This is a genomic window from Siccirubricoccus soli (assembly GCF_024178315.1).
Taxonomy (GTDB): Bacteria; Pseudomonadota; Alphaproteobacteria; order Acetobacterales; family Acetobacteraceae; genus Siccirubricoccus; species Siccirubricoccus soli.
Genome location: NZ_JAMZIK010000084.1, coordinates 71,803 through 90,337, shown reverse-complemented (window position 1 = coordinate 90,337; position 18,535 = coordinate 71,803). Strand labels below are relative to the sequence as shown.

Sequence of the window (18,535 nt, the reverse complement as noted above, 5' to 3'; positions counted from 1 at the left end):
TCGAGGCGATCTTCGAGCAGGGGCTGCACGAATTCCTCACCGGCATGATCGCGCGGGCGGCGGAGCTGGGGGGGGAAATCGAGGCGTTCTACATCCGGGGGTAAGTCGAGGGGGACGTCGCGCCGTAAGGCGCGCCTTGCGGCGCGTCCCCCTCGGGCTCCCCCTGCCAAACGCCGCAGGGTCTTTGGAAACCATGAGTTCAGGCGCGGCGGGCGAACCGCAAACCTCAAGGGCTCCACGAGCCCTTCGGCCCTTGGCGGGTGGGGTTGGGTGCACTGCGCCCAACGAAGAGGGCAGAGCCCTCCCTCAACCCTGGACCACACCCCCAGGCCGGGCTAGATCGCCCATGGCAACCAGGGGCCGCCACGCCATGACCTATTGCGTCGGGCTCTATCTCCGCCAGGGCATCGTCCTGCTCTCCGACACCCGCACCAATGCCGGCGTGGACAACATTTCCATCTTCTCCAAGATGCAGGTGGAGGAGGTGCCGGGCGACCGCGTGCTGGCGCTGGCCACCGCCGGCAACCTCGCCATCACCCAGGCCGTCTGGAACCGGTTGCAGGAAGGCGTCTGGCTGCATGGCCGGCACCACACCCTGCGCAGCGTGCCGAACATGTTCCAGGCCGCGCAGCTCGTCGGCCAGGCGGTGCGCGACGTCTATCGCGATGACGGCCCCACCCTCTCCGCCCAAGGCATCGGCTTCGACTGCTCGCTTCTGCTCGGCGGCCAGATCGCCGGCGGGCCGCCGCGCCTCTTCCTCATCTACGCCGCGGGGAACTTCATCGAGGCGACGATCGACACCCCCTTCCTGCAGATCGGCGAGCACAAATACGGCAAGCCGATCCTGGACCGGGTGCTGCGCTACGACACGCCGATTCCGGACGGGGTGAAGCTGGTGCTGGTCAGCATGGACAGCACGCTGCGCTCCAACCTCACCGTCGGCATGCCGATCGACCTGCTGGTCTCTCGGACGGATGCGCTGGCGGTCGGCCTCCGCCGCCGGATCACGGAGGAGGACCAGTATTTCCGCTACGTGCAGGAGAATTGGTCGGCGGCGCTGCGGGACGCCTATCTGCGCCTGCCGACGCCCGACTGGCTGAGCTGAGCGCGCCGGCGGCGGTTCCATCTGGCCATCCGCCGGCAATTCGCGCATGTCTTGCAGCCGGGGCGGCACAAGAACCATCGTCGCGACCGCCGGAGGGAGGGATGCCATGCCCTATCGCCGCCTGCTGCTCACCGCCGCCGGCCTGACGCTGGCCACGCCGCCCCTGCATTGCGCCCTGGCCCAAACGCCCGGCGCCTGGCCGAGCCGCCCCATCCGCATCATCGTGCCCTTCGGCCTCGGCGGCTCCGCCGATGTCGCGGCACGCTTCCTGGCGGAGCCGCTCTCCCAGGCGCTCGGCCAGCCGGTGGTGGTGGAGAACTGGCCGGGCGGCGGCGCCGTCATCGGCACGGATACGGTGGCGAAAGCGCCGCCGGACGGCCACACCCTGCTGCTGATGTCGAACACCCATACGGCGAACGAGACGCTGATCCCCGCCCGCCCCTATGTGCTGCTGCGGGACCTGGCGCCGGTCGCCGCCATCAACATCGCCTATCACGTGCTGGCGGCGCATCCCTCGCTCGGCGTGCGGAGCGTGGCGGAGCTGGTGGCCAAGGCGAAGGCGGCGCCCGGGCGGATCGACTTCGCCTCCTCCGGCCCCGGCACGCCCTACCACATCGCCGGGGAGGTGTTCCGGGCGATGGCCGGCATCGAGATCAACCACATCCCCTTCCGTGGCTCCAATGAGGCGCGGACGGCGCTGATCGCCGGCCAGGTGCCGATGATGTTCGATGCCATCCCGACCATGCGGGAGCAGATCACCGGCGGCCGGGTGCTGGGCCTTGCCACCACCGGCCCGGCCCGCAGCCCGTTGCTGGCGGATCTGCCGACGGTGGCGGACACGGTCCCGGGCTATGAGGCCTCGATCTGGCTCGGCCTCATGGCGCCGGCGGGGCTGCCGGCGCCGATCCGCGACCGGCTGCATGCGGAGGTGACGAAGCTGCTGACCACGCCCGCCTCCGCCGAGGCGATGGCCCGCGGCGGCGCCCAGCCCATGCCCATGACCCTGGCGGAGTTCGGAGCCTTCCTGGAACGCGACATCGAGCGCCAGCGGGCCTGGATCCACATGGCCGGGCTGCTGCCGGGTTAGCCTCCGGACCTGGTCGGCGCCTCGTGCCCCGACGCCGCGCCGGCGCTGGCGGCGGCCGGCCGGCATGGGCAGAATGCCCGGGCAGCGGGATGGGAGACGAGCATGCGCCCCCTGGAATTCGGCTGGTACCTGCCGACCAATGGCGACACCACCAGCTACGCCGCCGGGCACGCCGCCATTCCGCCCGGCACGGCGATGTTCGACCGGGTGGTGCAGGCGGCGGAGGCAGCCGGCTTCGAATACATGCTGGTCCCGGTCGCCCTGCCCTGCTGGGAAGCCTGGGTGACCACCGCCTTCATGGCCGGCCGCTCCTCCGCCATCCGCATGCTGGTGGCGGCGCGGCCGGGCTACATCAACCCGGTCATGCTGGCGAAGATGGTCACCACCTTCGACCAGCTCACCGGCGGGCGCATCGCCGTCAACCTCATCGCGGGGCAGAGCGAGCAGGAAGCCAGGGCCGACGGCATAAGCTACGCCAAGGAGGACCGCTACGCCTTGATGGCGGAGGAGGTCGGGATCCTGAAGCGGCTCTGGACCGCGGAGGGGCCGGTCGACCATGCGGGGCGCTTCCACACCCTGCGCGGCGCCCGCATCCTGCCGCCGCCCTTCCAGCGGCCGCATCCGCGCTTCTATCTCGGCGGCGGCTCGCGCGAGGCCTGGGAGGTTTCGGCGGCGCATGCCGATGTCCACCTCTTCTGGGGCGACACGCCGGAGGGGATCGCCGCGCAGATGGCGGAGATTCGCGCCATGGCGGCGCGGCATGGCCGGGCGGAGCAGCTCGGCTTCGGCATGCGGCTGCAGATCCTCTGCCGGGAGACGGAGGAGGAAGCCCTGGCGGCGGCGCAGGAACTGGTGCGCGACGTGCCGGCCGAACGCACCGCGGCGCTGCGCGCCAATGTGGCGAATTCCGTGGCAAATCAGCGCGTGCAGGCCCTGGCGCGGGAGCATGGTGACTGGATCGCGCCGAATCTCTGGAGCGGGCTGACGCGGGCGCGCCAGGGCGCCGGCATCGCCGTGGTCGGCAACCCGGCGCAATGCGCCGCGGTGCTGCAGCGCTTCATCGATATCGGCTGCCACTCCTTCTGCCTCTCCGGCTACCTGCATGACGAGGAGGCGATGCGCTTCGCCAGATGGGTGCGGCCCATCCTGGCGGAGCGGAACGAGGGGCGGATGCTGGCGGCCTGAGCGCTATTGCGCGGTGAAGCCGCCATCGATGGCGAGCTCCGCCCCGGTGATGAAGGAGGCCTCGTCCGAGGCGAGGAAGAGCGCGCCATGCGCGACTTCCATCGGCTCGCCGAGGCGCCGCAGCGGCGTCAGCGGGATCTTCGCATCCCGCGTTCCGGCATTGGTGCCGCCGAGCATGGGCGGCAGGTAGCCGGGGTGGATGGAGTTCACCCTGATGCCCTGCGGCCCCCAGCGCACCGCGGCGGATTTGGTCAGCAGCCGCACCGCGCCCTTGGAGGCGGAATAGCCCAGATGCCCCTCCCCGCTGCCGACCAGCCCCATGATGGAGGAGATGTTGACGATGGCGCCGCGCCCAGCCTGCGCCATCGCCTCGGCGCCCAGGCTGGTGCCGAGGAAGACGCCGGTGGCGTTCACCGCCATCAGCCTGTTCCAGGCGTCCAGCGAGGACAGGCCGCCGACGGCGCTGCCGCTGATGCCGGCATTGTTCACCAGGATATCGAGCCGGCCATGGGTGGCGAGCACCCAATCGAGCAGCGCCCGCCATTCCGTCTCCGCCGTCACGTCCAGGTGGCGGAAGCTGGCGCGGCCCTGGCCGGCGGCGATGTCGGCGGCGACGGCCTCGCCCAGATCCTCCCGCACATCGGCCAGGATGACGATGGCGCCTTCCCGGGCGAAGAGGCGCGCTTCCGCCTCCCCCATGCCATGGGCGGCACCGGTGATGATCGCGACCTTGTCCTTGAGGCGCATGGCGCTCCCTCCCTGTCGTCTCCTCAGAGCGATAAGGGAGGAACGGCAGCGCGTCGAGGGTGGCGCTACCCGCGAAACGCCGGCCGCGACAGGCCGAGATTCTCCCGCAGCGTGCGACCGGCATATTCGCGCTTCATCAGGCCACGCCGCTGCAGTTCCGGCACCACCTTCTCGACGAACTCCGCCAGCCCCGTGGGCAGCAGGCTGAACAGCATCATGAAGCCGTCGCAGGCGCCGACGGCGAACCACTCCTCCAGCTCGTCCGCCACCTGCATCGGCGTGCCGCAGAAGGTCTTGTTGCCGCGCTCATAGCGTTGGTAGAGCTGGCGCAGGGTGAGCTTCTCCACCCGGATCAGCTCGATGATGTGGTCGAAATAGGCCTTGTGGAAGTTGGAGTTCCGCGGAATGCGGTCCTCCGGCACCGGCTCGTCCAGCGGCAGGTCGGAGAGGTCGGTCTCGAGGTCCATGCCGAGGCGCATGCGGCCGACCACCGGGTGGATCATCTCCTGCAGGGTGCGGTACATGTCCTCCGCCTCCTGCTTGCTCCCCGCCATCAGCACGGGCTTGCCGGCGCAGACCTTCACGGCCTCCGGCGGGCGGCCGAATTTCGCCATGCGCCCCTTCAGCTCCTGGGTGAAGGCACGGGAGCTTTCGAGCGAGGAGTGGGAGGAGAACACCACCTCCGCCGTCTCCGCCGCGAAATCCTTGCCGGTGTCGGAAGCGCCCGCCTGGATGATGACGGGGTGACCCTGCGGCGGCCGCTCGATGTTCAGCGCGCCGCGCACGGTGAAATACTTGCCGACATGCTCCACCGGATGCTGCTTGGTCGGGTCGAAGGTCAGCCCGGCCTCGCGGTCGCGGATGAAGGCGCCATCTTCCCAGGTATCCCACAGCCGCTTCACCACCTGGACGAATTCCCGCGCCCGGTCGTAGCGCTCGCCATGTGGCGGCAGCTTGTCCAGGCCGAAATTACGCGCGGCGAAGTCGTTGGCGGAGGTGACGACGTTCCACGCCGCCCGGCCATGGCTGATATGGTCCAGCGAGGCGAACATCCGCGCCACGTTGTAGGGCTCGGCGAAGCTGGTGCTGACCGTGCCGCCCAAGCCGATATGCCGCGTCGCGCCGGAAAGCGCCGAGAGCAAGGTCACCGGCTCGAGCACGTTCATGAACATCGGGAAGCGGCTATAGGCTTCCAGATTGGTGGTGCGCGCCGCCGGCGTGTCGGCGATGAAGAACAGGTCGAAGCAGCCGCGCTCCGCCGTCTGCGCCACGGCGCGGTACCAGTCGATGCTGGTGGAAGAATCAGCGTTGGTGGAGGGGTGGAGCCAGGAGGCGCTGTGATAGCCGGTGGGGTTCACCAGCACCGCCATCGCCATTTGCCGCTCGCTGCCCATCGCCCGAACCCCGTCCTGCAACCTTCCCTGTCTGAATACCCCGGCGGCGCGCCGCGGCAAGACGCTTCGATGGCGACAGGGCCCAGGGCCGCTGCGACGGTGCCGATCCGCATGCCCGCCATCCCGGGCATATCTCGTCGGCGCCAGGGCGAGGGTCAGCGCGGCGGTCATCCGCTGCGGCCCGGGGCCGAGCCTGCTTCGGTCGCGCGGTCCCTGCGGGGCGAGGCAAGGCAGGCCGGCATGCGGTGGCGGCAAAACTGGCGCAGCCGGCGACGGCGGGGTTGGGTGGCCGGTCCAGGCAGGGCTGGCGGCGGCGGCAAGGGCCAGCCGCCTCTGGCGGTGACGCCGCCAGCCTGCCCTCGGCCCGGGTTGCAGCCGAGGGTTCGGCCGGCCGATTCCAGGGCCCGCCCCCGCCGCCTGCAAGCGATGACCGCGCACCTCGCGCCATGGTGACCGTGCCTCGCGCGCTTTACATCCTTAGATGAGTCCCAGGCCCGCCGGTGCGATCGGCAGGGCCGGAACCCGAGCGGCCCGGCCGCGCCAGGGCCGCCATGGAGGAGCGATCATGGCCCATGCCCTGCGCCTTGACTCCGCCGAGGAGACGGCAGCTCCCATGATCCGCCGCATCGGCCTGGCGGATCTGCGCGACGCCCTCGCTGCCGGCATCGAGGATTTCCTCGAAACGCCCACCCAGCTCATCTTCCTCTGCGTCCTCTATCCGCTGGTCGGGCTGGTGGCGGCCCGGGTGATGTCGGGCGGGGAGCTGCTGCCGCTGCTCTGGCCGCTCGTCGCCGGCCTCTCCCTGGTCGGCCCGGTCGCCGCGGTCGGGCTCTACGAAATCAGCCGACGCCGGGAACAGGGCCTGCCGGCAAGCTGGCTGAACGCCTTCGACGTGCTGCGCTCTCCCGCCTTCCCCTCCATCGCCGGGGTGGGCCTGCTGCTCGCCATCATCTTCATCGCCTGGCTCTTTGCCGCCCGGGCGATCTACGACGCCACCATCGGCACCCCGCCGGCCGGGCTGGGGGATCTGCTCCGCCTCGCCTTCACCACCTCGGAAGGGCACCGGCTGATCCTGCTCGGCAACGGCGTCGGCGCGCTCTTCGCCATCCTTGTCCTGGCGCTGACGGTGGTCTCCGTCCCCATGCTGCTGGACCGCAACGTCCCGCTGGCCGAGGCGATCCGCACCTCGCTGCGCGTCTGCGCCGCCAATCCCGGGCCGATGGCCGTCTGGGGGGTGATCGTCGCGGTGCTGCTGCTGCTCGGCATGCTGCCCGCCTTCATCGGCCTCGCCATCGCCATGCCGGTGCTCGGGCATGCTACCTGGCACCTGTACCGGCGCTGCGTGGCATAGACGACGAGGGGGCTGCCCTTGGGGGCGATGCTCCCTCCCCGCCGAGGACCGGTCCCCGGCCCGGGTTCCGGGCCCCGCGATGGCGCCGGCCGCCCGCGCCGGAGGCTGGCGCCGCATATTTCTGCTATGCGTCCGCCCGGTGAATGCCCGAGCCCGGATAGCGAAATGCCTTTGACGCCCCTTCCCCCACCCGTCGCCTCCGTTCGATGAGCGCCGAGACCTCCCGCCCCGGCGAGGGGCTGCGCACTCCGTTCCGCGCCGGCACCCGCGGCTCTCCCCTCGCCCTCTGGCAGGCACGTTGCTTCCTGGACCGGCTGGCGGCGCATTGCCCGGCGCTGCAAGGGGAAGGGAAGCTGCAGGCCACGGTCATCGCGACCGCCGGCGACAAGACCCAGGACCGTCGCCTGGCCGAGATCGGCGGCAAGGGCCTCTTCGCCAAGGAAATCCACGAGGCGCTGCTGGATGGCCGCATCGATTGCGCGGTGCACAGCCTGAAGGATCTGGAGACGGAATTGCCGTCCGGCATCGCGCTGGCCTGCATACTGCCGCGGGAGGATTGCCGCGACGCGCTGGTGCTGAACGCCGCCTGCGGCGTGCCGGACCCGGAGGACCCCCTGGCCTGTCTGCCCCCCGGCGCGCTCATCGGCACCGCCTCCGTCCGCCGCCAGGCGCAGCTCCTGCACCGCCGGCCGGATCTCCGCTGCGACGTCATCCGCGGCAATGTGCAGCGGCGGCTGGCCCGGGTGCGGGCGGGGGATTTCGCCGCCTCCTTCCTGGCCATCGCCGGGCTGAAGCGCATGGACATGGCGGCCGAGGCCGCCGCCGTGCTGGCGCCGGAGGTGATGCTGCCGGCCGCCGGCCAGGGCATCATCGGCGTCACCATCCGCGCCGGCGACACGGGGCTGCAGGAGATGCTGGCGGCCATCGAGGACCGGGAGGCGCGGCTGGCCGCTACGGCGGAGCGGGCGGTGCTGGGGGCGTTGGATGGCTCCTGCCGCACCCCGATCGGCGCCCATGCGAGGCTGCGCCCGGATGGGCGGCTGACCCTCGCTGCGCTGATCGCCCGGCCGGATGGCAGCTTTCTGCTGAAGCGGTCGGCGGAGGGCCTGGCCGCCGAGGGCGAGGCCCTCGGGCGGGAGCTGGGCGCCGCCCTCCGCCGCGACGCCCCCGCCGACATCCTGGCCTGACCGCCCTCCCTCGCCTCGGCTGGCAGCGCTGCCGCCAGCCGGGAAGAGGATCGCCGGATCCCATCCCGACCCCGCCTATGGGGAGGGGCGCTGGCCCTACCCCTGTGCCCGCCCCCGGTACCACTCCAGCAACTGCACGCCGTTCCAATGCAGCACGCCGCTGTGCTTCGCCACATGGTCGTAGAAGGCTTCCAGGTACCGGATCCGGTGCGGCTGGCCGGAGATATAGGGGTGGATGGCGATGGACATGATCTTCGCCCGCTCCGCCCCTTCCTCATACAGCCGGTCGAACTGGTCGATGGCGCGCTTCAGCAGGTAGTCGCTCTCATGGTGCTGCACGAGCATCATCGGGATGTCGTTCAGCTCCACCGTATAGGGCAGCGTCACCAATGGGCCCTTTTCGGTGTGGATCGTGGTCGGCTCGTCGTCATAGACCCAGTCGCCAATGTACTTCACCCCGGCCTCGGCCAGCAGCTCCGGCGTCTCCAGCGTCTGGGTCAGGCCCGGGCCCAGCCAGCCCGCCGGGCGCGTGCCGGTGAAGCGCTCGAGCTGATCCATCGACCGATGGATCATCGCCCGCTGGTCCTCCTCCTTGTGGATCGGGCCCTGCTCCCAGCTATGGCCCATGAACTCCCACCCCGCCTCCAGCGCCTGGCGGGCGACCCGCTCGTAATCCAGCGTGACGCGGGCGTTGATGGACAGGGTGGGCGCGATGCCCAGCCGCTCATACAGCTTGAAGAAGCGCCAGACGCCGACGCGCATGCCGTATTCGTGCCAGGACCAGTTCGGCACGTCCGGCAGCAGCACCTGGCCGGTCGGCGCCGGCAGCACCTGGCGGGCCATGGGCTTGCCGATGTCCCAGACCTCCAGGTTCACGATGCTCCACACCACGATGCGGGCACCGCCGGGCAGCACCAGGGGCGGCCGGTCGACGATGGCGGAATAGGGCACGCGCTCGCGCGGCTGCATCGTCATCCTCGATTTCCCTCCTGCGCTGCCTTCAGGATAGGCGGCTGGCGGCATCCGGTCCAAGCCCTGCCGATGCCGGCGGCAATTCTGGTCTGCGGATTGCAAAACGCGGGTTGAACCCACCGGCGGCCCGGCCGATCCTGCCGCCACCTCGCAGCCAGGGAACCGCCCGATGAGCCAGACCGCCCTGCCCCTCCTCGACCTCGGCCCCTTCCTCGCCGGCGAGCCTGGCGCGCTGGAGCGCACCGCTGCCGAGCTGCGCCGGATCAACGAGACGGTCGGCTTCCTCTACATCACCAACCATGGCGTGGACTGGAAGATGGTGGAGGAGACCTTCGCCCTCGCCGCCCGCTTCCATGCCCAGCCAATGGAAGAGAAGCTGAAGGTGAAGCTGGATGACGGCATGCAGGGCTACCTGCCCTACAAATCCAGCACCACCCGCGCCAACGGCTTGGTCGCGGTGCGCAAGCCGAACGAGAACGAGGCGTTCTTCGTGAAGCCGGAGCGCGGCCCGAAGCCGGTGAACCGCTGGCCGGAGCAGGTGCCGGGCTTCGCCGAGGCGACGCTGCGCTACTACGCCGCGCTCGACGACCTCGCCCACCGCATGCTGCCGCTCTACGCCGTGGCGCTGGACCTGCCGCCGGACTATTTCGACAAGCCCTGCGAGGACAGCTTCTCCACCCTGCGGCTGACGCATTATCCGCCGGTGGAATACGGCTCGGACGAATACGGCATCGCGCCGCACACCGACAGCACCTTCATCACCCTGCTGGCGCAGAACCCGGTGCCCGGCCTGCAGATCCGCACCCAGGCCGGCGAGTGGATCGACGCGCCGGTGATTCCGGAAGCCTTCGTGGTCAACACCGGCGACATCCTGAACCGCTGGACCAACGGCCGCTTCATCTCCACGCCCCACCGCGCCTTCAACACCATGAAGACGCCGCGCTACGCCATCCCGTTCTTCTTCCACCCGAACGAGGAGACGCTGGTGGAATGCCTGCCGACCTGCACCAGCGCGGAGAACCCGCCGCGCTTTCCGGCGCAGACGGTGGGTGAGTACATGGCGTGGTTCAGGGGGCAGAATTACGACCATTTCCGGCAGCAGCCCCAAGCCGCCGCCGAGTAACTTGAGGAAGGGCTCTGCCCTTCCTCAAACTCCATCCCGCCAAAGGCCGAAGGGCCTTTGGAAACCATGGGTTTCTCAACGCCGCGCACGGCCACCCGAGAACGGAGTGGACCGATGAAGAACGCCATCGCCGCCGGGCTGTTCGGCCTTGCCCTCGCCGCCACGCCTGCGGCGGCGCAGCCCTTGCGCGTCTCGCTGAACACCGAGTTGCAGATCCTCGACCCGCTGGTCACCACCATCAACGCCACGCGGGTCTTCGCCTATCTGGTGTTCGACACGCTGGTCGGTGCGGATGAGGAGGGCAACTACAAGCCGCAGATGCTCGAAGGCTGGCAGGTCAGCGAGGACCGCCTCACCTGGACCTTCACCCTGCGGGATGGCCTCGCCTGGAGCGACGGCAGTGCCGTCACGGCCGAGGATTGCGTCGCCTCGATCCGCCGCTGGGCCCAGCGCGAGGCGCTCGGCGGCCAGCTCATGGCGGCGACGCAGGAGCTCCGCGTCCTCGATCCGAAGCGCTTCGAGTTCCGGCTGAACCGCCCCTTCGCCTTCGTGGTCGAGGCACTGGGCAAGTCCGGCCACACCATCCCGGTGATGATGCCGGCCCGCCTCGCCGCCAACGATCCGCACAAACCGGTGACGGAGATCATCGGCTCCGGCCCCTATCTCTTCCGCCAGTCCGAATGGCGCCCGGGCGAGCGCGCCAGCTTCGTCCGCAATCCGGCCTATCGCCCGCGCAGCGAACCGCCCTCGGCGCTGGCCGGCGGTAAGGTGCCGAAGATGGAGCGGATCGAGCTGGTCAGCATCGCCGACCAGGCGACCCGTGCCGCGGCGCTGATGGCCGGCGAGCTGGACTTCCTCGAAATCGCCCCGCTCGATTTCGTCGAGCGGCTCCGCCGCAACCGCAATGTGGTGGTCGGCAAGCCGCGCGGCATCGACCAATTCCTCGCCGTGGTGAACATCAACCACGCCGTCCCACCCTTCGACAACCCGAAGATCCGCCAGGCGCTGCAGGCAGCCATCCTCCAGCCGGAGGTGATGGCGGCGATGGGCCTGCCGGAGGATCTCATTGTTCCCACCTGCCTCTCCATCTACATGTGCAACGCCCCCGGCAGCACCGATGCGGGCAGCGCACCGCTGCAGCAGGCTGGCACCGCGCGGGCGCGGGAGCTGCTGCGGGCCAGCGGCTACAACAACGAGCCGGTGGTGTTCCTGCATGCTCAGGCCTCGGCGCTGCTGAACCCGATCGGCCTCGTCGTCTCCGACCAGCTTCGCCGCGCCGGCTTCAACGTCGATCTGCGCAGCACCGACTACGCCACGGTGGCGCAGCACCGGCTGAGCCGGGCGCCGGTGGCGCAGGGCGGCTGGAGCGTGGCACCCATCGTGCTGAACGGCATCGACTTGGCCAACCCGCTGAACAACCCGCTGATCTCCTATAACTGCTCTCCGGTGCAGCCGGGCTGGTACTGCGACCTGGGGATCACCGAGCTGATGGCGAAATACTCCGAAGCGGCGACCCCGGACTCGCAGCGAGAGCTGGCGGACAAGCTGCAAGCGGCGGCGCACCGCAACGTGACCTTCGCCATCGCCGGGCAATTCGGCGGCCCTGCCGCTTGGCGTGCCAATCTCCAGGGCGTGGTGCCCTTCGCCTTCCCGGTCTTCTGGGGGGTCGAGCGGAAGTAGCCCGCCCCGCTCAGCGCGCCGACAGCACCCCGGCGCAGGCGGCGGGCAGTCGGGGCGCGGGGCCGGGCGGGCGCGGCTGCGGGTGCCGCGCCTCCGGCGTCAGCCACCACTCGAGCGAGGCGTCGCAACCATCCCCCGGCGGGGGCGGCGGCAGGCCACGGCACTCCGGCTGGCCCGGCGGGCAACGCAGCCGCACATGCATGTGGCTGTCATGCCCGCGCCAGGGCCGCACCCGTTGCAGCCAGGCGGCGCCGCGGTCGGTGCGGCACAGCTCCCGCTTGATGGCGTGGTTCACCAGCACTCGGTCCACGCCGGGGCTTTCTGCCGCCAGGCGGATCAGCGCGGCATGCAGCGGCCGCCAGATGCGCCGGTCCACGCCCGTCTCGTCCGGCAGCACCAGCGAGATCTCCGGAATGCTCTCGCGCGCCGCCGCCGGCAGCTCGGGCTTGGTCGAGAGGTCGAGCCAGATATCGGCATCGAGCCCCACCTGGTGGCTGGCATGGCCCCAGGGCATCGGCCCGCCGCGCGGTTGCGACATGTCGCCGATCCACAGCGCCTGGAAACCCTGGGCCCGCGCCCGGCCGGCGAAATCGCGCAGGAAGGCGATCAGGCTCGGGTGGCCCCAGTGGCGGTTGCGGGAGACCCGCACCGCCTGCCAGCCCGGCCCCTCGGTGGGCAGTGCCACCGCCCCGCCGAGGCAGCCGAGCCCGGTGCCGCCGACGATCTGCGGCGGCCCCGAGCTCGGCCCCCTTACCGCCGCCCAGGCGGCGGCTTCATTACGCTGCGCCGCCGCCGGGACCAGGGCGGCCAGCAGCCAGGCAAGAACAAGCAGGGCACGCGGCATGCAGGGAGCCTAGCAGCCCCGTACCGTATGAACCACGCCCACACTCCACCGGAACCGGACCGCCCGTTGCCGGCCGCGGCTCCGCCGCGGCTGGCTGTGCGAATCCTCCATCGACCAGCGCCTCCGCCCCCCACGGCGTTGCGCAGCAACGTCGCGGGGAACAATCAGAAGCGCCGCTCGAAGACGGTGACGGTATCGCCCGGCTGCAGCAGCGCCTCCCGCCCCGCCCGGTATTCCACCGGCCGGCCCTCCGGCCCGACGCGGGTGACGGAGACATAGTCGCGGATCGCCCGGTAGTTGAACCCGCCGGCCAGGGCGACGCCGGTCAGCACCGTCATGCCCGGTTGGTAGGGGAACTGCCCGCCCCGCTCGACCATGCCGAGCACGAAGATCGGCCGGTAGGTGACCACCTGGACCGCGACGGACGGATCCCGGTAGAGGCTCTGCCGCCGCATCTCCGCAACGATGGCGCGCTCCACTTCGCTGGTCGTGCGGCCGGCCGCGCGAATCGAACCCACCAGCGGCAGGGCGATGTTGCCGCTGTCGGAGACGCGGAATTCGCCATTGAGCTGCGGATCGTTGAAGACGGTGATGCGGAGCTGGTCCTCCGGCCCCAGCCGATAGGCGGAAACCGTCGCATCCGGCAGCGGGGGCAGGTCGCTGCCGGGGGTCGTGCAGGCGGCAAGCAGGGCCATTCCCAGCAGGCAGAAGGGGCGGCGATGAAGCATCGTCTGGCATTCCTTTTCAGGCCGTGGGGCGCGGTCGCGCCGGTGCCCCTACCCTCTGCCAGAGCATGGCGCGGTCGCACATTCGCGTTTCCTTGCGCGGGCAGCGCATCACGCCGTTGTTTTCACGGCACCGGGTCTTCACCCGGGCGTTGAGCCCGCCTGCCACGGGTGGCTGGGCGCCCGGCGTCGTGCAACCTTGCTTTGCATGCTGCACCGCGATAGGCGGGGATGTCCCGGCGCACGGCCCCTCGCCGGCCAGGGTGCAGGAGAGGAGAGTAGGGTCGATGGGCTGCTATCTCGTCACGGGCGGCGCCGGCTATGTCGGCAGCCATCTGGTCCGCGCCCTGGTCGATCGCGGTGACACCGTGGTGGTGGTGGACGATCTCCGCCAGGGCCATCGCGCTGCGGTGCCGGAGGGGGTGGAGCTGATCCAGCTCGACCTCGCCGACCGCGCCCGCCTCGGCGAGGTCTTCGCCGGCTGGAAATTCGAGGCGGTGTTCCACTTCGCCGCCCTCTCCCTGGTGGGGGAGAGCATGCGGGACCCGCTGCGCTACTGCATGGAGAATCTCAACAACAGCCTCGGCCTCGCCGATGCGGCGGTGAAGGCGGGGGTGCTGCGCTTCGTCCTCTCCTCCACCGCCGCGCTGTTCGGCGACCCGGAGGTGGTGCCGATTCCGGAGGAGGCGAAGCTCGCACCGACGAACGCCTATGGCGAGAGCAAGCTGATGGTGGAGAAGGGCTTGGCCTGGGCGGACCGGGTGCATGGCCTCCGCTCCGCCTGCTTGCGCTACTTCAACGCCGCCGGCGCGGACCCGGAAGGGCGCATCGGCGAGGATCACGAGCCGGAGACGCATCTGGTGCCGCTCGCGATCGGCGCCGCCCTCGGCATCCGCGCGCCGCTGACGGTGTTCGGCACGGACTACCCAACGCCGGACGGCACCTGCATCCGCGACTATGTGCATGTGACGGATCTGGCCGATGCGCATCTGCGCGTACTGGACCGGCTGGAGCAGGGCAGCGTCCGCTACAATGTCGGCAATGGCACCGGCTATTCGGTGAAGCAGGTGATCGAGGCGGTGGAGCGCATCGGTGGCAGGCCCGTGCCGCACAGCCTGGGCCCGCGCCGTGCCGGCGACCCGGCGGTGCTGGTGGCCTCCTCCGCGCGGCTGAAGGCGGAAACCGGCTGGTCGCCGCGCTTCGGCGCGCTGGACGACATCGTACGCACCGCCTGGGCCTGGCACAGCGCGCATCCGCGCGGCTATGGTGATAGATCCCCTTGACGCCGCTGCGTGGCGCCGTGCGGGCCCCGCAAGGCGCCTGATCCCCGGCAAGCCTTGCGGATGCAGCAGATCAGGAGGCCCAGTAAAGCCGTGCAGCGGCTTGCCGGGCGTTCCTACAGCATCGCGCGCCCCGCTTCCGTCAGCACGATCCGCGCCGCGGCCATGCCACCTTCCCCGCCCGGTGCGATGCGCACCAGCCCCTCCGCCAGCGCATCCTCCCAGATCGAGAGCCGCGGACAGGAGGTGCGCCAGGCCTCCATCGCCGCCGCATAGGGCCGCGGCTCCGCCGCCACCCAGGCGAGGAATTGCCGCAGCAGCATCCGGTCGGGCGCAAGGGTCGGGGTGGCGGTCATGGCGGGCACCTCCTGGCAGCAGCCTGCGCCTCCCGCATCGCCGGGTCCAATCCGAAGCGCGGATCGCGGCGATAGCCCCGCCCGCGCCGGCGCATCGTCCCGCGCAACTCCGTTAGCTCAGCGTCACGTGTCTCCTGCCGCACGGGGCAGCTGATACGAACCCGGAGATACCGGCCGGACGCGTCCCGGGACCGTCCAGGCGCTTCCGAGCACGGCGTCGCAGAAAGGGGACATCAGGGCATGAGGCCGCTGCTCCTGGTCATCGCATGCGCGATGCTGAACGGGTGCGACACCGGATGGTCCGACGCGTCCAACTGCGCCCACTACCTCTCGGCCGAGGCGTCGGAGGAGCAGTGCCAGCTCCTCCTGGCCGCGCGCAGGGAGCAGGACGCAGGCACCGGGCGCATCATCGACGAGATCCGTCGTGAGCGCTGGCAGGATTTCGATTCGCTCACGCGCGACCGCGGCCGGGGATTCTGAAGGGTGGCGCGCCGCCGCGCCTCAGCCCAGCAGCAGCGGCACCAGGGACAGCAACAGCAGCCCCGCCATCGCCCGGTTGAACCAGACGAGCCCCCGCGGCGAGAGCAGCCGCGCCGCGCCCTGCCCCATCGCCGCCCAGACCAGCAGGGAGAGGAAGGCGGCGGGCGCGAAGATGGCGGCCAGCAGCAACGCATCCGGCAGCACGCCCAGATGGCTGCCGGTATAGGTGGCGATGGCGCCGGCGGCGATGATCCAGGCCTTTGGATTCACCCATTGGAACAGCGCCGCCTGCCACAGCCGCATCGGCCGCGCTCCGTCCGTCGTCGCCGCGGGCGCCGCCGGCGCGGCGGTCAGCAGCCCCCAGGCAAGCCACAGCATCCAGGCCGCGCCCGCCCAGCGCAGCAGGCCCTGCAGCGTGGCGCTGTGCCGCAGCAGTTCCGCCGCCCCCAGCGCCACCAGCACCAGCATCACCGGAAAGCCGAGCGAGACGCCCAGCATGTGCGGCAGGGTCCGCCGCAGGCCGAAGCGGGCGCCGGAGGCGGCGACCATGGCGTTGTTCGGCCCCGGCGTCGCCGACATGGCGAAGGCGAAGCCGGTGGCGGCCGCCAGCCAAGCAGCATCCATGACACTCTCCCGAGGCAGGCAGCCGGGACCTGACGCGCCTGCCCAAGGGCAGGCGCGTCAGGTCAAGGGATAGGGACACCGCGCCGGCCGGGGCGACGCCGCCCCGGCTGCGCCTTCCGCCCGGGGCGCACCGTGCGCGCCTGCGCGCAGGACTCGCGCTCCGGGCCTTCGGCCGGTCGCGTGCGTCACGCCTCCGGCGAGTGGAGCCAGGATGACCGCGCTTCAGTCAACCGCGGGCACGAGGCTGGTCCAGCCATGCGGGTCGTTGCTGCGCCCGTACTGGATGGCGGTGATGGCATCGTAGAGCTTCTGGGTCAGCTCGCCCGTCTGGCCACCGTTGATGAGCACATCCTCGCCCTTGTAGCCCAGCGTGCCGACCGGGGAGACCACGGCGGCGGTGCCGGTGCCCCACATCTCCTTCAGCGTGCCGTCGCGCCCGGCCTGCATCACCTCGTCGATGGTGATCGGCCGTTCCGTCACCTTCAGCCCCCAGTCGCGCATCAGCTCCAGCGCGGAGGCGCGCGTCACGCCGTCCAGGATGGTGCCGGCGAGCGGCGGGGTGATCACCTCATCGCCGATCTTCACCATGATGTTCATGGTGCCGACCTCGTCCAGGTATTTCCGGTGCACGCCGTCCAGATAGAGCACCTGGGTGTAGCCCGCCGCCTCGGCATCGCGCTGGCCGGCGAGGGATTGCGCGTAATTCGCCGCCGTCTTCGCCTCGCCCGTGCCGCCCTTCACCGCCCGCACATGGCTGTCGGTCGCCAGGATGCGGACCGGCTTCACCCCTTCCTTGTAGTAGCTGCCGACCGGCGAGAGGATGAGGAAGTAGAGATAGCTGTGGGCGGGATGCACGCCGAGCATCACATCGGTGGCGATGATGGTCGGCCGCAGATAGAGCGAGGTGCCCCGCTTGCGCGGCACCCAATCCGCCTCCAGCCCGACCAGCGCATCGAAGCTCTGGCGGATGACGTCCACCGGCAGTTCCGGCATGCACATCAGCTTGGCCGAGCGGTTGAAGCGCTCCGCATGCCGGTCGGCGCGGAACAGCCGCACCTTGTCGTCGGCGCCGCGGAAGGCCTTCAGCCCGTCGAAGATCGCCTGGCCGTAATGCAGCACGGTGGTGGCCGGATCCAGGCTGAGCGGGCCGTAGGGCAGGATGCGCGGGGAATGCCAGCCCTCCCCTTCCGTGTAGTCCATCAGGAACATGTGGTCGGTCAGCACCCGGCCGAAGGCAAGGCTGTCATCCGCCGGCTTCTGCTTCGGGGTGGTGGTGCGGGTGATGGGGAAACGGGCCATGTGGGCATGTCCTTCGAGTGGTCTGGTCTCGGTGGCCTGCCCCTTCCGGTCCCGCCGGGGACCGGAAGGGGCAGGCCACCGACAGGACGGCAACGTACCGTTCAGCCGGCCGGAGGCGGCGGAGTCGCGCTCCTCTGGCCTAGCGGGCCGGCCGGTAAGATGCAATGAAGCGGCGCCATGGTCGGTCTCTCCGCAATTTCCTTTCGTCCTGGGGCCTAAGCTAGAATGCTTCGGAAAAATGTGTCAACGACGCTGACCAAACCAGGCCTGAAAGGGCAGCATGCCAGCCATGCCTGAACGCACCGACCCGCCGAGCGGCGAACCGGCCGCCACCGGCGCCCCCGTGGCCGCCGGCCGCAACCTGCTCTTCCTGCGGGAGGAGGAGCTGCGCCTGGCGCAGGACCTCCTCTTCTTCGGCTATCGGGACTTCACCGCCGGCGCCGACCAGATCCTGGCGGAGCTCGGCATGGGGCGGGCGCATCACCGGGTGCTGCATTTCGTCGGCCGCCGCCCCGGCATCACCGTGGGCGCCCTGCTCGGCATCCTCGGCATCACCAAGCAGTCGCTCGCCCGGGTGCTGACCCCGCTGGTGGAGCAGGACTATGTCCGCCAGACCACCGGCCGCAGCGACCGCCGCCAGCGCCTGCTCTCCCTCACGCCGAAGGGCCAGGCGCTCGAACGGCGATTGTTCGAGCGGCAGCGGGAATGGGTGATGCGCGCCTACCGCGAGGCCGGGCCCCAGGCGGTGGAAGGCTTCCGCCGGGTGATGCACGGGCTGATGGGCCCGGAAGCCCGGGCGCAGCTCGAAGGGCTGGAACGGCCGAAGGGCTAGGCCGGACGGGCAGGCCGGGCGATGCGGCGCCCGCATCCCAGCGCCAAGCCGCGCCCTTCCGGCCCGGACGCCGCCCCGCCCCGCCGCCGGCGTGGACGCGCCATGCAAGCCGGCCGGTTGCACCGGCGCCCCCTTTGTCGCGCGCCGCAGGAGCACTAGCTTTCCCGTGAACGACAGGGCGGCCGCGGGACGGCCGCCACGGGCCGCAGCCACGCCGACTCCACCGCAGCCGGCGGGCTTCGCCTATAGTCGCGCGCAACGGGG

18 protein-coding genes are annotated in these 18,535 nt (G+C 70.7%); 10 read left to right on the top strand and 8 right to left on the bottom strand.

The features are described 5' to 3' along the window. Positions 1-346: 346 nt before the first annotated feature. The 3 genes from NJ376_RS13965 to NJ376_RS13955 all read left to right on the top strand — a co-directional run bounded on the left by NJ376_RS13965 (position 347) and on the right by NJ376_RS13955 (position 3,377). On the top strand, positions 347-1,105 hold the full coding sequence (locus NJ376_RS13965) for a peptidase (protein WP_456309352.1): 759 nt from the start codon (positions 347-349) through the stop codon (positions 1,103-1,105). A gap of 106 nt (positions 1,106-1,211) precedes the next feature. Next, positions 1,212-2,192 carry a tripartite tricarboxylate transporter substrate binding protein gene (locus NJ376_RS13960; RefSeq protein WP_252953885.1) on the top strand — a complete coding sequence of 327 codons (981 nt, stop codon included), beginning with the start codon at positions 1,212-1,214 and terminating at the stop codon, positions 2,190-2,192. 102 nt (positions 2,193-2,294) lie between these two features. Further along, a complete protein-coding gene (locus NJ376_RS13955) occupies positions 2,295-3,377 on the top strand; it encodes an LLM class flavin-dependent oxidoreductase (protein ID WP_252953884.1) in 1,083 nt (360 codons plus the stop codon). A gap of 3 nt (positions 3,378-3,380) precedes the next feature. On the opposite strand, the gene NJ376_RS13950 is transcribed toward NJ376_RS13955, so the two are convergent. Both NJ376_RS13950 and NJ376_RS13945 read right to left on the bottom strand, forming a co-directional pair. Continuing rightward, positions 3,381-4,124, bottom strand: a complete 744-nt coding sequence (locus tag NJ376_RS13950) for a glucose 1-dehydrogenase (RefSeq protein ID WP_252953883.1) — start codon at positions 4,122-4,124, stop codon at positions 3,381-3,383. A gap of 65 nt (positions 4,125-4,189) precedes the next feature. Next, positions 4,190-5,539 carry an LLM class flavin-dependent oxidoreductase gene (locus tag NJ376_RS13945; protein WP_252953882.1) on the bottom strand — a complete coding sequence of 450 codons (1,350 nt, stop codon included), beginning with the start codon at positions 5,537-5,539 and terminating at the stop codon, positions 4,190-4,192. 592 nt (positions 5,540-6,131) lie between these two features. On the opposite strand from NJ376_RS13945, the gene NJ376_RS13940 reads away from it, so the two are divergent. After that, complete coding sequence (locus NJ376_RS13940) at positions 6,132-6,869, top strand: DUF2189 domain-containing protein (protein ID WP_252953881.1); 738 nt, start codon at positions 6,132-6,134, stop codon at positions 6,867-6,869. A 206-nt stretch (positions 6,870-7,075) separates the two neighbouring features. Beyond that, entirely contained in the window at positions 7,076-8,056 is a 981-nt protein-coding gene (hemC, locus tag NJ376_RS13935) for a hydroxymethylbilane synthase (RefSeq protein WP_252953880.1), read from the top strand. A gap of 96 nt (positions 8,057-8,152) precedes the next feature. Here the strand turns inward: hemC and NJ376_RS13930 are convergent, their stop codons facing one another. Beyond that, on the bottom strand, positions 8,153-9,031 hold the full coding sequence (locus NJ376_RS13930; protein ID WP_252953879.1) for a polysaccharide deacetylase family protein: 879 nt from the start codon (positions 9,029-9,031) through the stop codon (positions 8,153-8,155). A 166-nt stretch (positions 9,032-9,197) separates the two neighbouring features. On the opposite strand from NJ376_RS13930, the gene NJ376_RS13925 reads away from it, so the two are divergent. Beyond that, entirely contained in the window at positions 9,198-10,151 is a 954-nt protein-coding gene (locus NJ376_RS13925; protein WP_252953878.1) for an isopenicillin N synthase family dioxygenase, read from the top strand. 114 nt (positions 10,152-10,265) lie between these two features. After that, positions 10,266-11,831 carry an ABC transporter substrate-binding protein gene (locus tag NJ376_RS13920; protein WP_252953877.1) on the top strand — a complete coding sequence of 522 codons (1,566 nt, stop codon included), beginning with the start codon at positions 10,266-10,268 and terminating at the stop codon, positions 11,829-11,831. 10 nt (positions 11,832-11,841) lie between these two features. Here the strand turns inward: NJ376_RS13920 and mepA are convergent, their stop codons facing one another. Both mepA and NJ376_RS13910 read right to left on the bottom strand, forming a co-directional pair. Next, positions 11,842-12,675, bottom strand: coding sequence for a penicillin-insensitive murein endopeptidase (gene mepA / locus NJ376_RS13915; RefSeq protein WP_252953876.1), 834 nt, complete (start codon positions 12,673-12,675; stop codon positions 11,842-11,844). A 164-nt stretch (positions 12,676-12,839) separates the two neighbouring features. Then, on the bottom strand, positions 12,840-13,403 hold the full coding sequence (locus tag NJ376_RS13910) for a polysaccharide biosynthesis/export family protein (protein ID WP_252953875.1): 564 nt from the start codon (positions 13,401-13,403) through the stop codon (positions 12,840-12,842). 284 nt (positions 13,404-13,687) lie between these two features. On the opposite strand from NJ376_RS13910, the gene galE reads away from it, so the two are divergent. Further along, positions 13,688-14,683 (top strand): UDP-glucose 4-epimerase GalE, encoded by a 996-nt coding sequence (gene galE / locus NJ376_RS13905; protein ID WP_252953874.1) that lies wholly within the window; start codon positions 13,688-13,690, stop codon positions 14,681-14,683. 113 nt (positions 14,684-14,796) lie between these two features. Here the strand turns inward: galE and NJ376_RS13900 are convergent, their stop codons facing one another. Continuing rightward, positions 14,797-15,036, bottom strand: a complete 240-nt coding sequence (locus NJ376_RS13900) for a hypothetical protein (RefSeq protein ID WP_252953873.1) — start codon at positions 15,034-15,036, stop codon at positions 14,797-14,799. Positions 15,037-15,276: 240 nt separating this feature from the next. Between NJ376_RS13900 and NJ376_RS13895 the strand changes: the two genes are divergently transcribed. Next, the gene (locus NJ376_RS13895) at positions 15,277-15,516 is read left to right on the top strand and encodes a hypothetical protein (protein ID WP_252953872.1); all 240 of its coding nucleotides are present in this window, start codon (positions 15,277-15,279) and stop codon (positions 15,514-15,516) included. 21 nt (positions 15,517-15,537) lie between these two features. On the opposite strand, the gene NJ376_RS13890 is transcribed toward NJ376_RS13895, so the two are convergent. After that, positions 15,538-16,140, bottom strand: coding sequence for a LysE family translocator (locus tag NJ376_RS13890; protein WP_252953871.1), 603 nt, complete (start codon positions 16,138-16,140; stop codon positions 15,538-15,540). A gap of 222 nt (positions 16,141-16,362) precedes the next feature. Further along, positions 16,363-17,439, bottom strand: coding sequence for a branched-chain amino acid aminotransferase (locus NJ376_RS13885; protein WP_252953870.1), 1,077 nt, complete (start codon positions 17,437-17,439; stop codon positions 16,363-16,365). 289 nt (positions 17,440-17,728) lie between these two features. Here NJ376_RS13885 and NJ376_RS13880 point away from each other — a divergent pair, with 289 nt between their 5' ends. Beyond that, positions 17,729-18,271 carry a MarR family winged helix-turn-helix transcriptional regulator gene (locus NJ376_RS13880; RefSeq protein ID WP_252953869.1) on the top strand — a complete coding sequence of 181 codons (543 nt, stop codon included), beginning with the start codon at positions 17,729-17,731 and terminating at the stop codon, positions 18,269-18,271. The last annotated feature ends 264 nt before the right edge of the window (positions 18,272-18,535 follow it).

What these genes read in the sequence shown, in the direction of transcription:
- NJ376_RS13965 (WP_456309352.1), top strand. Translation starts at nt 347, where the DNA reads ATGGCAACCAGGGGCCGCCACGCCATGACCTATTGCGTCGGGCTCTAT.
- NJ376_RS13960 (WP_252953885.1), top strand. Translation starts at nt 1,212, where the DNA reads ATGCCCTATCGCCGCCTGCTGCTCACCGCCGCCGGCCTGACGCTGGCC.
- NJ376_RS13955 (WP_252953884.1), top strand. Translation starts at nt 2,295, where the DNA reads ATGCGCCCCCTGGAATTCGGCTGGTACCTGCCGACCAATGGCGACACC.
- NJ376_RS13950 (WP_252953883.1), bottom strand. Translation starts at nt 4,124, where the DNA reads ATGCGCCTCAAGGACAAGGTCGCGATCATCACCGGTGCCGCCCATGGC.
- NJ376_RS13940 (WP_252953881.1), top strand. Translation starts at nt 6,132, where the DNA reads ATGATCCGCCGCATCGGCCTGGCGGATCTGCGCGACGCCCTCGCTGCC.
- hemC (WP_252953880.1), top strand. Translation starts at nt 7,076, where the DNA reads ATGAGCGCCGAGACCTCCCGCCCCGGCGAGGGGCTGCGCACTCCGTTC.
- NJ376_RS13930 (WP_252953879.1), bottom strand. Translation starts at nt 9,031, where the DNA reads ATGACGATGCAGCCGCGCGAGCGCGTGCCCTATTCCGCCATCGTCGAC.
- NJ376_RS13925 (WP_252953878.1), top strand. Translation starts at nt 9,198, where the DNA reads ATGAGCCAGACCGCCCTGCCCCTCCTCGACCTCGGCCCCTTCCTCGCC.
- NJ376_RS13920 (WP_252953877.1), top strand. Translation starts at nt 10,266, where the DNA reads ATGAAGAACGCCATCGCCGCCGGGCTGTTCGGCCTTGCCCTCGCCGCC.
- mepA (WP_252953876.1), bottom strand. Translation starts at nt 12,675, where the DNA reads ATGCCGCGTGCCCTGCTTGTTCTTGCCTGGCTGCTGGCCGCCCTGGTC.
- NJ376_RS13910 (WP_252953875.1), bottom strand. Translation starts at nt 13,403, where the DNA reads ATGCTTCATCGCCGCCCCTTCTGCCTGCTGGGAATGGCCCTGCTTGCC.
- galE (WP_252953874.1), top strand. Translation starts at nt 13,688, where the DNA reads ATGGGCTGCTATCTCGTCACGGGCGGCGCCGGCTATGTCGGCAGCCAT.
- NJ376_RS13900 (WP_252953873.1), bottom strand. Translation starts at nt 15,036, where the DNA reads ATGACCGCCACCCCGACCCTTGCGCCCGACCGGATGCTGCTGCGGCAA.
- NJ376_RS13895 (WP_252953872.1), top strand. Translation starts at nt 15,277, where the DNA reads ATGAGGCCGCTGCTCCTGGTCATCGCATGCGCGATGCTGAACGGGTGC.
- NJ376_RS13890 (WP_252953871.1), bottom strand. Translation starts at nt 16,140, where the DNA reads ATGGATGCTGCTTGGCTGGCGGCCGCCACCGGCTTCGCCTTCGCCATG.
- NJ376_RS13885 (WP_252953870.1), bottom strand. Translation starts at nt 17,439, where the DNA reads ATGGCCCGTTTCCCCATCACCCGCACCACCACCCCGAAGCAGAAGCCG.
- NJ376_RS13880 (WP_252953869.1), top strand. Translation starts at nt 17,729, where the DNA reads ATGCCTGAACGCACCGACCCGCCGAGCGGCGAACCGGCCGCCACCGGC.